The 14236-nt window shown below is 42.9% G+C and carries 11 protein-coding genes; 3 read left to right on the forward strand and 8 right to left on the reverse strand.

Going from position 1 to position 14236, the window contains the following annotated elements:
* Nucleotides 1-59: 59 nt before the first annotated feature.
* From lat to GSY63_RS04150, 3 genes are all read right to left on the reverse strand, one after another.
* The gene (gene lat / locus GSY63_RS04140) at nt 60-1397 is read right to left on the reverse strand and encodes an L-lysine 6-transaminase (protein WP_166584562.1); all 1338 of its coding nucleotides are present in this window, start codon (nt 1395-1397) and stop codon (nt 60-62) included.
* Between the two features lie 301 nt (nt 1398-1698).
* A complete protein-coding gene (locus tag GSY63_RS04145; protein WP_166584563.1) occupies nt 1699-2586 on the reverse strand; it encodes a 1-aminocyclopropane-1-carboxylate deaminase/D-cysteine desulfhydrase in 888 nt (295 codons plus the stop codon).
* A 4-nt stretch (nt 2587-2590) separates the two neighbouring features.
* Nucleotides 2591-3664 (reverse strand): DUF6588 family protein, encoded by a 1074-nt coding sequence (locus tag GSY63_RS04150; protein ID WP_166584564.1) that lies wholly within the window; start codon nt 3662-3664, stop codon nt 2591-2593.
* A 142-nt stretch (nt 3665-3806) separates the two neighbouring features.
* Here GSY63_RS04150 and GSY63_RS04155 point away from each other — a divergent pair, with 142 nt between their 5' ends.
* A complete protein-coding gene (locus GSY63_RS04155; RefSeq protein WP_166584565.1) occupies nt 3807-4850 on the forward strand; it encodes an RluA family pseudouridine synthase in 1044 nt (347 codons plus the stop codon).
* Nucleotides 4851-4871: 21 nt separating this feature from the next.
* Nucleotides 4872-5705 (forward strand): aminotransferase class IV, encoded by an 834-nt coding sequence (locus GSY63_RS04160; RefSeq protein WP_166584566.1) that lies wholly within the window; start codon nt 4872-4874, stop codon nt 5703-5705.
* A 162-nt stretch (nt 5706-5867) separates the two neighbouring features.
* Here GSY63_RS04160 and GSY63_RS04165 read toward each other — a convergent pair whose 3' ends face one another.
* The 5 genes from GSY63_RS04165 to GSY63_RS04185 all read right to left on the reverse strand — a co-directional run bounded on the left by GSY63_RS04165 (nt 5868) and on the right by GSY63_RS04185 (nt 12615).
* Nucleotides 5868-6437 carry a MarC family protein gene (locus tag GSY63_RS04165; protein WP_317168539.1) on the reverse strand — a complete coding sequence of 190 codons (570 nt, stop codon included), beginning with the start codon at nt 6435-6437 and terminating at the stop codon, nt 5868-5870.
* Nucleotides 6434-7612, reverse strand: a complete 1179-nt coding sequence (locus GSY63_RS04170) for an MFS transporter (protein WP_166584568.1) — start codon at nt 7610-7612, stop codon at nt 6434-6436. Before GSY63_RS04170 ends, GSY63_RS04165 begins: the two co-directional genes overlap by 4 nt.
* 6 nt (nt 7613-7618) lie before the next feature.
* A complete protein-coding gene (locus GSY63_RS04175) occupies nt 7619-8410 on the reverse strand; it encodes a carbon-nitrogen hydrolase family protein (RefSeq protein WP_166584569.1) in 792 nt (263 codons plus the stop codon).
* Between the two features lie 70 nt (nt 8411-8480).
* The gene (locus tag GSY63_RS04180) at nt 8481-10013 is read right to left on the reverse strand and encodes an amino acid permease (RefSeq protein ID WP_166584570.1); all 1533 of its coding nucleotides are present in this window, start codon (nt 10011-10013) and stop codon (nt 8481-8483) included.
* A 364-nt stretch (nt 10014-10377) separates the two neighbouring features.
* Nucleotides 10378-12615: a sodium-translocating pyrophosphatase gene (locus tag GSY63_RS04185; RefSeq protein WP_166584571.1), complete on the reverse strand. Its 2238-nt coding sequence runs from the start codon at nt 12613-12615 to the stop codon at nt 10378-10380.
* 145 nt (nt 12616-12760) lie between these two features.
* On the opposite strand from GSY63_RS04185, the gene GSY63_RS04190 reads away from it, so the two are divergent.
* Nucleotides 12761-14233 (forward strand): APC family permease, encoded by a 1473-nt coding sequence (locus tag GSY63_RS04190; RefSeq protein ID WP_166584572.1) that lies wholly within the window; start codon nt 12761-12763, stop codon nt 14231-14233.
* Nucleotides 14234-14236 lie beyond the last annotated feature (3 nt).

A 14236-nucleotide genomic window follows, 5' to 3' on the forward strand; every position in this document is an offset into this window, starting at 1 on the left:
ATCTTATGGGCTAAAAAGATTAACTACATTGTGTTAAATTGACACTTGTAGCAAAATTATTACACTTCGCAACCCTTTAGGATGGTTTTCATGGTGTTAATGCCATCATCAATGTGGTTTTTGTCCATAATCAGCGCCGGGCGGAACCTTATGCTTTTTTCACCACACCCTAAAAACATAGTATTATTTTCTAGTCCGGATGTTATGAAATTATTACGGATCTCATTGTTAGGAAAATCGAAGGCGGTAAGCAGTCCTTTGCCCCTAATGTTACTAATAAGCCCATTTTCGAGACTTAACGCCGCTAGCTGCTGTTGTAAATAAGTCCCTGTTTCGGCCGCTTTATTACAAAGATTGTCTTCTGCAATAATATCTAATATTTTAGCCGAACGCACCATGTCCGTAAGATTGCCACCCCAGGTAGAGTTAATGCGCGACGATACCGTGAACACGTTATCCGGATTTTCTTCAACGCGGCGGCCCGCCAGTATACCGCAAACCTGCATCTTTTTACCAAAGGCAATAATATCCGGACGGGCGTTTTCGCCAAAGTGCTCGTGGCACCAGAATTTACCGGTTAAGCCTACGCCGGTTTGCACTTCATCATATATCAGCATGGCTTCATACTCGTCGGCGAGTTTGCGTAATTGTTCTAAAAATTCCTGCCTGATGTGGTTGTCGCCACCCTCCGATTGGATAGGCTCTATAATAATGGCACAGATATCGTCCTTATTGTCGTGAAAAGCTTTTTCTATCTGAGCGATAGATTGTGCTTCGCGTTGATATAAAGCTTCAGGATTAACCTTAAAATCATCGATATCGATAAATGGCGTGCTTACACGTGGCCAATCGAACTTAGCAAACCAGCGTGTTTTAACCGGCTGCGTATTGGTAAGGCTTAAGGTATAGCCTGTGCGGCCATGAAAGGCATGTTCGAAATGGATCACCTTAAACCCTTTCTCAGTTTGATAGCCTTTGGCAAAGTTCTTCTGCACTTTCCAATCCATCGCGGTTTTCAACGCATTTTCGATCGCCAAACCACCACCCGAGATAAAGAAGGCATGGGGCAGGTAATCTGGTATGCCCACACGATCAAAAGTATCCAGAAACTGGGCGTATTGTTCGGTATAGATATCGGAGTTAGATGGGTTGGTAAGCGCAGCTAAAAGCAAGTTCTTTTTAAATGCTTCGTCGTTGATCATTTTAGGGTGATTATAACCCAACGGCACCGATGCAAAACAGGTAAAGAAATCGAGCAACGTACGATCATATTTCGAATCATAAATGTAAACACCTTGGCTTTTCTCCATACCAAAGGTAAGGTCGAAACCATCGGCCAAAATATGTTTACTCAAGGTCGATTGAACATTTTGTGGTGTAATTTGCATTTTTTCCATAGGTAACTGGCTTTATACAAATCTAATAAAAACCCTTAAATAATACTATTTAGGCCTTTTTTGAACTCGTTGGGCGAAAAGTATGTTTAAAATGTTTAAAGTTGGTTTTTATACTGAAGAGAGAATTGGTTCAGGGTGGATAATTAAAATGAGGTGTCGCAACCCGTCATGCCGAACTTGTTTCGGCACCTCACAGGACAGATGACAAATTTGTTTGACGTATACTAATCAGCACACATACTTAGCGAGTGGGGTGCCGAAACAAGTTCGGCATGACGGGTTAGATCTGTATCTTTCGCATTTACAACAAAAACTTCTCCTTCATTCCCAACAATCCAAACAAACCACCGGTATGTATAGCCAAAATACTGCTGCCCGGTTTAAAATGGTTTTTTCGGGCAAGGTCGAATAAAGCATACATCATTTTACCCGTATACACAGGTTCAATGATAATACCCGTATCGATAACAAACGCTTTAATAAAGTCGATTAGCTCGGGAGTGGTTTTTGCGTAACCGCCAAAATGGTATTGGATATGTAATTCGTAAATGGGATTGTGCTTTACATATTGCTTAATTTCATCGGCAATAAATTCGCCACCCTTTAACACCGGTACGGCGTGAAAAAGAGTAGGCAAATGCTGTAAGCCATTTAATATGCCAGCGGCAGTAGTGCCTGTACCGCAGGCGCAAAAGAGATGGTCGTATACTTGCGGTAGCTCGGCTATTAGTTCGCTGCAACCGCGTGCTGCCTCGGCGGACGCCCCACCTTCATTAATAAAATAAGCAAATGAATCGTTGGCAAAATAGGTATTAAACAGTGCCTGCTTATCACGGTAGCTTTCCCTATCAACAAAAATCAAGTGCATGCCATGCAGTTTGCATAAAAACAAGGTGTCATTGCTTACCTCTTCGCCGCGCACAAAGCCTGTGGATTTAAAGCCAAACTTTGCTGCAGCCGCGGCGGTAGCTAATAAATGGTTTGAGTAGGCGCCACCAAAAGTTACCAGATGTGTTTTACCTGCACTATAAGCAGCCTCGAGGGTATATTTAAGCTTTCTCCATTTATTTCCCGAAATCACGGGATGTATCATGTCATCCCGTTTAATGAAAACTTTCAGCTGTTTCTCATCAAGCAAAGGATGTTTTATCTGCTGAACAGGGCTGTAAATCTCGAAATCGAAAATCATGTATTTAAATACCAAAACCTATGCCCGCGTTAACCATTCTATAGCTGTCTAAAATTCCGTACGAGGCGTAAAACCTAAATATAGGTAGTTTAAGTTGAAAGCCGATTTCGGCACTTATTGCATTCACATTACGCTCGTTAATCTTTACCGGATCTTTATAAGTGTTATAAAATTTTTGATTGATAACAGGTACTTCGTTTGACGTTATAGGATAATTACCCACAAAGCTTACATCGGTTTTAGCAGTATTGTACCCAGCAGCAATGTAGGGTGTAAAAAACAGGATTTGTTTAGATACAATCGCTTCAAATAAAAAGCTGTTCATGTGTCCCTCGATTGACTGGTTGCTAAAATCAGTCGACTGTTGTGCATTGGCGGGCTCAGCTCCATCTTCTGGTTGTACGTTGAGTGATTTGCTATAATTAAGCCGATTATAACTGAATGCGAATGCAAGATCGAATGGTATTGGATGGCCTGCCCCTGCGAAATCCTGTATGATGTCATGCTTAATACCAAACCCCAGCATTGATGCCGAACCTATTTTGTCGCTTATTTTAACTTTGGGTATGGCTCTTACGGTAACATCGGTGTTTTGGATAAGCCCAACCGTAAGTTGTAGTTGTGGAGCCGGCACAACCGATGATAGCTGTCCTTTAGGTAAGGTAAACGAACTGACTTTATTGCCATTGTCATCATAAATATTCATCAAAGGGCCATCTATTTTGGTATTTCCGCTAAAAGTGGGAGCTATCACATTGGCGGCATTATCTGGTCGTATATTATTGGAAAGACCGATCTTAGTAACATCAAACGTTTTGTCGGCATCCGGAACAAATACGGCTGTACCTGTAATTCGCAAATCGAAATGTAATAGACCGTTGGTCTTGGCGGTATTGGTCCAACCACTATTCATGCCCATGCCCAAGCCTTTAAAAAAAGGGAGGCCGTAGGCGTCAACTAATTTAGTGGCATCTTGCGGGCCCGATTTAATCAAAATGTTAAATCCTCCCTGGGCTTTAACAGTGGCGGCAGATAGCAATATAAATAGGGCAGTAGCGGATAAAAACTTGTTTTTCATAGTAGTATGGGCAAAAAAATATAACAGCTCGCAGTTAGATACTGTTTAAATTATTAGCAGGTTGCTTAATGCGTGCAAAAGTAATTTTATTACAAAAACTACAATACCCCATACTTATTAAAAAACGATTATTTTTGCAGCAATGATAGAAGAAACAGATTCATACGAACAGGAAGAACAGGATCTGTATGAGCATTTTCGCATCGTAGTAGATAAAGGCCAGTCGCTGCTGCGTGTCGATAAATTTTTAATGTCGCGTGTGGAGAACGCGACCCGCAACCGTATTCAAAACGCGATAGAGCAGGGAAATGTACTGGTTAATCAGAAAGAGATCAAGTCCAGTTATAAGGTAAAGCCTAATGATGTAATATCCGTGGTTTTGCCACATCCACCGCGTGATACCGAGGTTTACCCTGAAAATATTCCGCTGGATATTGTGTATGAAGATGATGATGTGCTGGTAATAAATAAACCTGCCGGTATGGTGGTGCATCCTGGTTATAATAATTATACCGGCACACTGGTTAACGGCTTGGTATATCACTTTCAACAATTGCCACAATTACCGGGTAACGATGGTCGCCCGGGCTTGGTACACCGTATTGATAAGGACACGTCGGGCTTACTGCTAATCAGCAAGAACGAGCGCTCTATGACCTATCTTGCCCGCCAGTTTTTTGATCATAGCATCACCCGTAAATATATTGCACTGGTTTGGGGCGATTTACGAGAAGATGGAACCGTAACAGGTTACATCGGTAGGAGTGTTAACGACAGGCGCGTTATGTCTATATATGATGACCCGGAGAAAGGAAAATGGTCTGTAACGCATTATAAAGTACTCGAACGTTTTAGCTATGTAACTTTGATTGAATGCCAATTGGAAACAGGTCGTACACATCAGATTCGTGCGCACATGAGGCATATAGGTCATCCGTTGTTTAGCGATGCTACTTATGGGGGCGACAAGATATTAAAAGGCACTATGTTTGGTAAGTATAAACAGTTTGTAGAGAATTGCTTTGAGCTAATGCCCCGCCAGGCCTTGCATGCCCAAACTTTAGGATTTAAACATCCGTCGAAAAAAGAATATATTCATTTCGAATCTGCTTTGCCTCAGGACTTTGAATCGGTTTTAACCAAGTGGCGAAAATATATTGGCACTCCAGCAGATCAAAACTCCTAAATATTTGTTCTGCATAAATAAATGAATCCGCTTTTTATCAATTTTAACGGGGAGCTTATCCCTGCCGACAGCAAAGTGCTTACCGTGGCCAATCGTTCTTTCAGATATGGGGATGGCATTTTCGAGAGCATGCGTCTTATAAAGGGGCAATTGCAATTTCCCGATCTTCATGTCGAGCGCCTTACCGGCGGCATGAAAGCCCTTAAAATTGAGGGCTATTCGCAAATGGACGAATGGTTTTTGAAAGAGAAAGCTGCAGATCTGGCAACCCGCAACAAAATTAAGAACGGTCGTTTGCGATTGACTGTTTATCGAGATTCTGGTGGTTTATACACACCGTCAGATAATAAAGCGGCTTATTGCATGGAAATAGAACCCATGGACGATGCGCGTTATGAACTGAATAATCGCGGCCTCATTATGGACGTGTTTACCGAGTTAACCAAGCCATTAAACTACCTGTCCAATTATAAAACCTGCAATTCGCTAACGTATATCATGGCAGGCATCTTTAAAACGCAAAATAAACTCGACGACGCTTTTTTGCTAAATCAAAACGGATTTTTGTGCGAGGCTATCAGTTCTAACATATTTGTGTGGTACAATAACCATTTATATACCCCGGCACTAAGCGAGGGCTGCGTGGGCGGTATTATGCGAAAGGTAGTCATAGATTTGGCCTTAAAACTGGAGATCCCGGTTACCGAAGCGCAAATTAATCCTAATATCCTATACGAGGCAGAAGAGGTTTTCTTAACTAATGCCACCCGTGGCATCCAATGGGTGATGGGGTTTGGCGTTAAGCGCTATTTTAATACGCTTAGTAAAAACCTGATTGACGAGTTGAATAAGTAGGGGCAGTGAGTCTTCCTGATTCAACTTATCTCCGGTGTAAAAAGGTGTCATCTCGACGAAGGAGAGATCTTGTACTGTCGGTATATCAGCTGTATAAGATTTCTCGCACCTCGAAAGAAATAAAATAAAGTCTTGATTCCTGATTCTCGATTCTTGACTCTCTTACAAATGAGTATTGCTTCTGAACAGCTTAATCGCAATAGCCAATAAGATTACGCCAAAAGCTTTACGCAGAATGTTTACGCCGGTTGGGCCGAGCAGTTTTTCGAGCCATTTTACGTTTTTAAGCACGAGGTAAACCACGGTAGTGTTGAGCACAATACCTACCACAATGTTTTGGGTTTCGTACTGAGATTTTAAGGAGAGCAGGGTAGTCATAGTACCTGCACCGGCAACTAACGGGAATGCAATAGGCACGATAGATACGGTAGTAGGCATCTCTTCCTTAAATAGATTGATGCCTAAGATCATTTCCATCGCGATAATAAAGATTACCAAGGAACCGGCAATGGCGAATGAAGCAATATCGAGACCGATCACCTTCAAAATCCCTTCCCCGGCAAACAAGAAACCTACCATCAAAACCAAAGCAGCAAGACTGGCTTTTTCAGATTGTATATGTCCAACACGTTTCCTGAGTTCGATAATAACCGGTATGGTCCCAAGCACATCTATGATGGCAAACAGGATCATAGTTACGGAAATTATTTGCTGGATATTGAAATAGCTCACTCTATTCGGTTTTGTTGTTCTTTAGATTTCAATCTGAAAGTAAGTAAAAAACCCATTAAAATATAAAATGCAGCCAGAAAAAATACCGAATGGATGGAGATAGCGCTGATTAATCCCGCTCCAACGGGTCCAAGTGTTTGGCCTATAGAAGCGTATGATTGGTTAACACCCAATATCTCACCTTGCTTCCGCGGGTCGTTATGATCGGCAATAATGGCATTTAGCATCGGGTTGCGTAAGCCGTTAAACAAACCATAAACAAAAAGGCAGGCTGCAAACAAAACAAATGTTTGTGTAAAGCCGGCCATAAACATGGCACCGAGGCATACCATGGTTGAAAACAGTAAGATAACTGATTTTGACGAAAATATTTTTGTGAACAACGGCACACACATTTGCATTATAATGCCCGTAACTCCAAACCCGGCGTAAAATAAGCCAATTTTGGTGGGATCTATATTCAGCACATCCACGCTAAAGGTCTGGAAGCCGATGATCATGGTAAACTGCGCCATGGTAAGCAAAAAACCGGTAAAAACCGCGGTACCTATTACGGGTTTCTTCATTACCGTTACCAGCGACACGAATGTAAAGCGAGTCTTTTCACTTTCTGCTCGTTTTTCTTTAGTGTAGGTTTCTTTCAATAAAAATACGGTGGCAAGTGTTCCCAACAAGGCAATACCCGCAGCAAAATAGAAAGGAAATTGCATGCCGAATTTGCTTAGTAAACCACCTACCGCCGGCCCGCATACAAAGCCAAAACCAAATGCCGAACTGAGGTAGCCAAACCTTTTAGCCCGGTCTTTAGCCGTTGTCGAGTCGGATATCATGGCTTGCGCTACCGAGATATTTCCGCCGGTAATACCATCTAGTATTCGGGCTATAAACAGCATAGCTAAACTATGTGCCGTAGCGAATAAAATAAATGAAAGACAGGTGCCTGCCAGGCTGATAGCCAATACTGGTTTGCGGCCCCATTTATCAGATATGGCGCCCAGTAATGGCGTTGCAAAAAATTGGGCAATAGAAAAAGAGGCAGTTAAAAACCCAATGGTTTGCTGAGTAACACCAAAGGTTTTGCCATACGAGTAAATCAGCGGTACGATGATGCCAAACCCAAGCGAGTTGATAATGCATACAACAATAAGTACCCACAGATTTTTATCGCCTTTCATTAGAAATTATTGCTGATAAAGTTGTGGTTTTAATCTGTTTGCTAAGTATCCTGTAGCTAATTCGGGGTTTATTTCGGCTACTAATACGCCAACTTCGCCGTAGGGCTGATGTGCGATGTACTTGCCATCGGGGGCGATTAAAGTAGTGGCCGACTCCGGAAAATCTGTTGCGCAGTTTACGCTGGCAAAATAGATCGTATTCTCAATCGAACGCATCATCATGGCTTTTTCGTAGTAAGGGTTATCAGGATGTCCCCATACAACGGGTTTGGTGCCTTGCTTATTGCTGCCTGCAAAATGTGGATGGAAAACTATTTTGGCACCCCGGCGTGCCAGTAATCTCACCGTCTCCGGATATCTGAAACCTTCGTGGCAAATTACAATGCCAAATTTTACGCCTTTTACTTCAAATATATGCCGCTCGGTGCCTGGTATCCATCGTTCGTCTTCTGAAGGGTCGAGCTGGTTCTTAGTTTGATAACCCATTACTTCACCTTCTTCCGAAATTACAAAGGCAACGTTGAAAATACCATCCGGCAGTTCCCAATCCATCGGGATAATAATTGCTATATGGTGTTGTTTCGCAATCTCACAGGCTCTTTCCAAAGCTGCTTGCAATTTTGCTTGTGAATGGCTTTCCACCTCAAACTCTTCGGCTGGGTAGCCGGGTATGTATGATTCGGGAAAGCATATGATCGCTGCTCCTTTACCGGCCGCTTCTTCGGCTAATTTGTTTACCCAATATAGGCCGTCGGCAATTGATTTTGGAAATGGGGGAGATGTTAAAGCGATTTTCATAATTGTAAGGCAATATCAACAAAAAAGGCCCTGCTTTCGCAGGACCTTTCAATATTAATAAAAATATGTATTATTCAACATATTTTGGATTTGGCGGATCGTTAGGGATCTCATTGATGCCATGGCGTACTTTTGAGTTTTTAATACTGTAAGTAAAATAAACGATAAAGCCGATGATGAGCCATACAATTAAACGCGCCCAGTTTTCCCAGCCTTCGCTCGCAATCATAAACAAACAAACTATTGCACCTAATGGACAAACGATGTAGTATAAAGGCGTTTTAAAAGGGCGGTTAATGTTAGGGTCTGTTTTACGCAAAATAAAGATACCTACGCATACCAGTACGAATGCAAACAGGGTACCGATGCTCACCATGTCGCCCACGATGCTATCTGGCACAAAGCCCGCGAATATAGATACAAACACGAAAAATAACCATTGTGATTTGTACGGCGTGCGGAATTTTGGGTGCAATTTAGAAAATACGCCCGGTACCAAACCATCAGTACTCATGGTGTAAAATACGCGGGTTTGGCCCATTAACATCACCAGGATTACCGACGAGAAACCTGCCAGGATTGCCACTGTTACCAGTTTAGCTAACCACTCGTAACCCGGCATGTGATTGCGGATTGCATAAGAAACTGAGGCTTCGCTGCCTTGGGTTAAAAACTCTTTGTAAGAAGCTATACCAGTTAATACGTGTGAGAATAAGATGTATAATGCAGTACAAATAACCAAAGAAATTAAGATACCCATTGGCATATCTTTCTGTGGGTTTTTAGCTTCCTGCGCAGCAGTTGACACCGCATCGAAACCGATGAAAGCAAAGAATACGATACTTGCACCACGTAATACCCCAAACCAACCGTGGTTGCCCGAGTCGGCATAGTTGTGCATTACACCGGTATTTAATTTAATGCTTCCCGCATCAGCAGGGATCATGTATGGTGTATGGTTTGCAGGGTTAATAAACTGCCAGCCAAAACCAATGATCAGTAGTACGATCGCTACTTTTACTAATACGATAATGTTATTCACAGCTGCAGATTCTGCAGTACCGCGTATTAGCAATAAGGTCAGTAAAAAGATAATGAAGATAGCAGGCAAGTTAACCAGGCCGTGAACGCCCGCGTCTGATACCTGGAACGGAGAGTGGCTCCATTCATAAGGTATGGAGAGCCCAAAAAACGTTTGGAGCAGATCATTGAGGTATTGCGACCAGCCGATAGCAACAGTGGCGGCGCCTAACGCGTATTCGAGAACTAAATCCCAGCCGATGATCCATGCAATAAACTCGCCCATGGTGGCGTATGAATAGGTGTAGGCACTACCTGCAATTGGGATCATACTTGCAAACTCTGCATAGCATAAACCCGCCAAGGCGCAACCTACAGCGGCTATGATGAATGAAATAGTAACCGCAGGTCCTGCGTTGCCACCTGCAGCCGCTGCCGTACGTACAAATAAGCCAGCACCTATAATGGCGCCTATACCCAACGCAATTAGAGCCGTTGGACCAAGCGTACGCTTTAAGGTCTTCTCAGACTCGGCAGATGCTGCCAGTAACGACTGAATGGACTTCTTAATAAATAAACTCATTGTTTTTGATCAGTTGTAAGGATTTAATCATGTTTAGCAGCACCAAACGTACTTAATTTTCTCCAAAAAAGGAAAAGCGTGCTTGTAACAATCAACAATAAGAAAACAATTGCACTGAAAATATGTATTGTTGTGTTTTTGAGCAGTTAATGTATTTGCAAAGTGTTGTTTTGACACAAATTTGTAATCAAAAACTACCAAAAAGTATGGTTAAGTGAAATTGACAGTCTATCGCTTATTCTTATTGGTGATTTTTTGCCGAAAGACTATAAAACTGGTAGGATAATGTTAATCGAAATTTGATTTGACTTGAGAAGGTTTATAACGATAAAATAGAAAAGGGAGGCAATACCTCCCTTTTCCTTTATGCTTTCTTCTGCGTTTTATCTACATGTACAATCATGGATTGTATTTTGATCTCTTTCTGGATATGCTTATTAGTATTTACCTCTTTATGTAAATGAGGCGCAATAACTAAGGAAACAATAGACATGAGTTTGATCAGGATATTCATCGAGGGACCTGAGGTATCTTTAAATGGATCGCCAACGGTATCGCCTGTAACTGACGCTTTGTGTGGTTCTGATTTTTTGTAGAAGGTTTCGCCATTGATAACTACACCTTTCTCGAATGATTTTTTGGCGTTATCCCATGCACCACCGGCATTACTTTGAAACATACCCATCAACACGCCCGATACGGTTACACCAGCCAACAAACCGCCCAATACTTCGGGACCAAATGCAAAACCGATAATGATAGGTGTTATCAATGCGATTGCTCCCGGGGCTATCATTTCACGGATGGATGCCTGAGTCGAAATTGCCACGCATTTTTCGTACTCTGGTTTAGCCTTATATTCCATTATACCTGGTATTTCCCTAAACTGGCGGCGAACCTCTTCAACCATAGCCATAGCTGCACGGCCTACCGCGGCAATAGCCAATGCCGAAAATATGAATGGGATCATGCCACCCACAAATAATCCGGCAAGTACATCCGCTTTATAAATATCTATATGATCTATTCCGGCAACACCCACAAAGGCTGCAAATAAGGCCAGTGATGTTAATGCTGCGGAAGCAATAGCAAAACCTTTACCTGTAGCAGCAGTAGTATTACCCACAGCATCGAGGTTGTCGGTACGGTGGCGTACTTCTTCGGGCAGCTGGTTCATTTCGGCAATACCACCAGCATTATCGGCAATTGGTCCGAATGCGTCGATAGCTAACTGCATGGCAGTAGTTGCCATCATCCCGGCAGCTGCAATAGCTACGCCATACAAACCTGCAAAGTGATACGATCCGAAAATACCGGCAGCCAGTACAATGATTGGCAACACAGTCGACTCCATCCCCACGGCTAAACCGGCAATAATATTGGTAGCATGGCCGGTAGACGATTGCCTGATAATGGTCATCACCGGGCGTTTGCCCATGGCTGTATAATATTCCGTAATTATCGACATCAGCGTGCCCACAATTAATCCAACCACTATCGAAAGGAATACTCCGGTTTTTGTAAACACCAACGACCCCGCCTTAATATTTCCACTCATATCCAGGTCGCGGGTGAGGTACAAATTGCCCTCGGGGAGCAACCATTTCACGGCAAAAAATGTAGCGATTGCTGTTAACACAATAGCCATCCAGTTGCCTACATTCAAGGCGTTTTGCACACTGTCTGTTTCTTTGGTAATGCGAACAAAGGAGGCGCTGATGATCGAAAATATTAAACCGATACCAGCAATCAGCATCGGTAAAAGTACCGGAGCAATTCCACCAAAATTATCGTGCGAAACAATCTCCCTGCCCAATACCATAGTGGCTAGCATCGTCGCAACGTACGAGCCGAACAAATCGGCCCCCATGCCGGCTACGTCGCCCACGTTATCGCCTACGTTATCGGCAATGGTGGCCGGGTTGCGTACATCGTCTTCAGGTATACCGGCTTCAACCTTGCCCACCAGGTCGGCGCCAACATCGGCAGCTTTGGTGTAGATACCACCGCCTACACGCGCAAATAACGCAATAGACTCGGCACCCAATGAGAAGCCAGCTAAAACCTCAAGGGCTTTCTGCATTTCTTCGCCGTTAACGTTACCGTGTACGTTTTTAACATAAATAGTGTAGAAAACAATAAATAAAGAACCAATACCTAAAACAGCTAAACCGGCAACACCAAGGCCCATCACGGTGCCGCCTGTAAAAGATACTTTAAGCGCTTTGGCCAAACTTGTTTTTGCAGCCTGCGTGGTACGTACATTGGCTTTAGTAGCAATGCGCATCCCCAGAAAGCCTGCAAACGCAGATAGTAACGCCCCGATAATAAAAGACACGGCAATCACCGGGCTGGAGGTAGATACCGTAGTGCCCGAGTACGCTAATAAAATAACGGCAATAATGGCAAAGTAGCCCATCACTTTCCATTCTGCCCGCAGAAATGCCATAGCACCATCTGCAATGTAGCCAGCGAGTTGTTTCATGCCCTCATCGCCGGCGTCTTGTTTGGTAACCCAAGCGGCCTTACCTATCATGGCGGCAATGCCGATGAGCCCGAATACCGGGATCAGGTAAATTAAGTAAGAGTTTAGAAAATCCATAAAGTCAGTTTGTTATAATTGGTATAAAACGAATGTTCGTAAAATTTTTGGGACTTGCAAGTATTTGAAGCTGAATTTATAGCGCGTTTTACGGCATCTAAATTTTTTTAAATAGCTTAGGGCTCCAAATCACAAAAAACTATTGATGGAACACACCCCCGAGAAAAAAGAAATGAAACACGAACTGGGCTTGCTTGACGGCACTATGCTGGTAGCAGGTTCTATGATAGGTTCGGGTATCTTTATTGTTAGCGCAGATATTACCAGGCATGTTGGCTCTGCAGGCTGGCTTATTGTTATCTGGTTACTCACCGGTTTCATGACACTAACCGCAGCCGTAAGTTATGGCGAATTAAGCGCCATGTTCCCCAAAGCTGGCGGACAATATGTATACTTAAAAGAGGCTTACAATAAACTAATTGCATTTTTATACGGTTGGAGTTTCTTTGCAGTAATACAAACCGGCACCATTGCTGCGGTAGGGGTGGCATTTTCTAAATTTACTGCATATATAATGCCTCCAAGCTTGAGTTATTTGGTTAGTGAGGATTATGTTGTGACTCATCTCCTGATCGGTAGTTATGACTTTAAAATCACTTCAGCGCAGATCGTATCTATATTACTAATTATCCTGCTTACTTATATCAATACCCGCGGAGTTAAAACAGGTAAGATCATCCAAACCACCTTTACCTTAACTAAGCTGGCCAGTTTATTCGGGTTGATCATCTTTGGCTTTATTATGTTCAAGGGTGATGTATGGCATGCCAACTGGACTAACGCCTGGAACATTCATTCGCTTGATACAAAGGGAACAGTGGTAGGCTTAGGCTTAACTTCCGCACTTGGTGCTATTGCTGCATCAATGGTGGGCTCAATTTTCAGCAGTGATGCCTGGAACAGCGTAACCTTTATTGCCGGTGAAATGAAGAACCCGCAACGTAACGTGGGCTTAAGCCTGTTTTTAGGTACGCTCATTGTAACGCTGATCTATGTATCGGCAAACGTAATGTATACAGCTGTATTGCCAATGCATGAAATTGCTTCGGCCGAGAAAGACCGTGTGGCAGTTGCGGCTTCGCACGTGATATTTGGCAATGTGGGTACGGTTGTAATTGCATTGATGATCATGGTATCAACCTTTGGTTGCAACAACGGCTTGATTCTGGCTGGTGCACGTGTTTATTACACCATGGCTAAAGACGGCTTATTTTTTAAACGTACAGGTACATTGAACCAAAATGCAGTACCAGAGTTCGGTCTATGGATTCAATGTTTGGTAGCCTCTTTACTTTGCCTGAGCGGTAGGTATGGCGATCTGCTGGATATGATCTCATTTGTGGTGGTAATTTTTTACGTGTTAACCATTATCGGTATCTACATCCTCCGCATAAAACGCCCGGATGCACCGCGCCCATATAAGGCATTCGGCTATCCAATTTTACCTGCCATTTATGTGGTAATGGGAATAGCTTTTTGTATTCTGCTTGTTATTTATAAAAGAGATTATACCTGGCCCGGTCTTATTATTGTACTGATAGGTATCCCGATTTATTATATTTCGCAAAGGAACGTAAAGAATGATGGTGGGGAAGAAGTTTATGAAAGTGCGGTTTAAGGA

Source organism: Mucilaginibacter agri, from assembly GCF_009928685.1.
Lineage (GTDB): Bacteria > Bacteroidota > Bacteroidia > Sphingobacteriales > Sphingobacteriaceae > Mucilaginibacter > Mucilaginibacter agri.

Bases quoted from the DNA above. Each gene is read 5' to 3' on its own strand.
- GSY63_RS04185 (WP_166584571.1), bottom strand. From the start codon at position 12,615: ATGGATTTTCTAAACTCTTACTTAATTTACCTGATCCCGGTATTCGGG.
- GSY63_RS04145 (WP_166584563.1), bottom strand. From the start codon at position 2,586: ATGATTTTCGATTTCGAGATTTACAGCCCTGTTCAGCAGATAAAACAT.
- GSY63_RS04150 (WP_166584564.1), bottom strand. From the start codon at position 3,664: ATGAAAAACAAGTTTTTATCCGCTACTGCCCTATTTATATTGCTATCT.
- GSY63_RS04190 (WP_166584572.1), top strand. From the start codon at position 12,761: ATGGAACACACCCCCGAGAAAAAAGAAATGAAACACGAACTGGGCTTG.
- GSY63_RS04175 (WP_166584569.1), bottom strand. From the start codon at position 8,410: ATGAAAATCGCTTTAACATCTCCCCCATTTCCAAAATCAATTGCCGAC.
- lat (WP_166584562.1), bottom strand. From the start codon at position 1,397: ATGGAAAAAATGCAAATTACACCACAAAATGTTCAATCGACCTTGAGT.
- GSY63_RS04155 (WP_166584565.1), top strand. From the start codon at position 3,807: ATGATAGAAGAAACAGATTCATACGAACAGGAAGAACAGGATCTGTAT.
- GSY63_RS04180 (WP_166584570.1), bottom strand. From the start codon at position 10,013: ATGAGTTTATTTATTAAGAAGTCCATTCAGTCGTTACTGGCAGCATCT.
- GSY63_RS04160 (WP_166584566.1), top strand. From the start codon at position 4,872: ATGAATCCGCTTTTTATCAATTTTAACGGGGAGCTTATCCCTGCCGAC.
- GSY63_RS04170 (WP_166584568.1), bottom strand. From the start codon at position 7,612: ATGAAAGGCGATAAAAATCTGTGGGTACTTATTGTTGTATGCATTATC.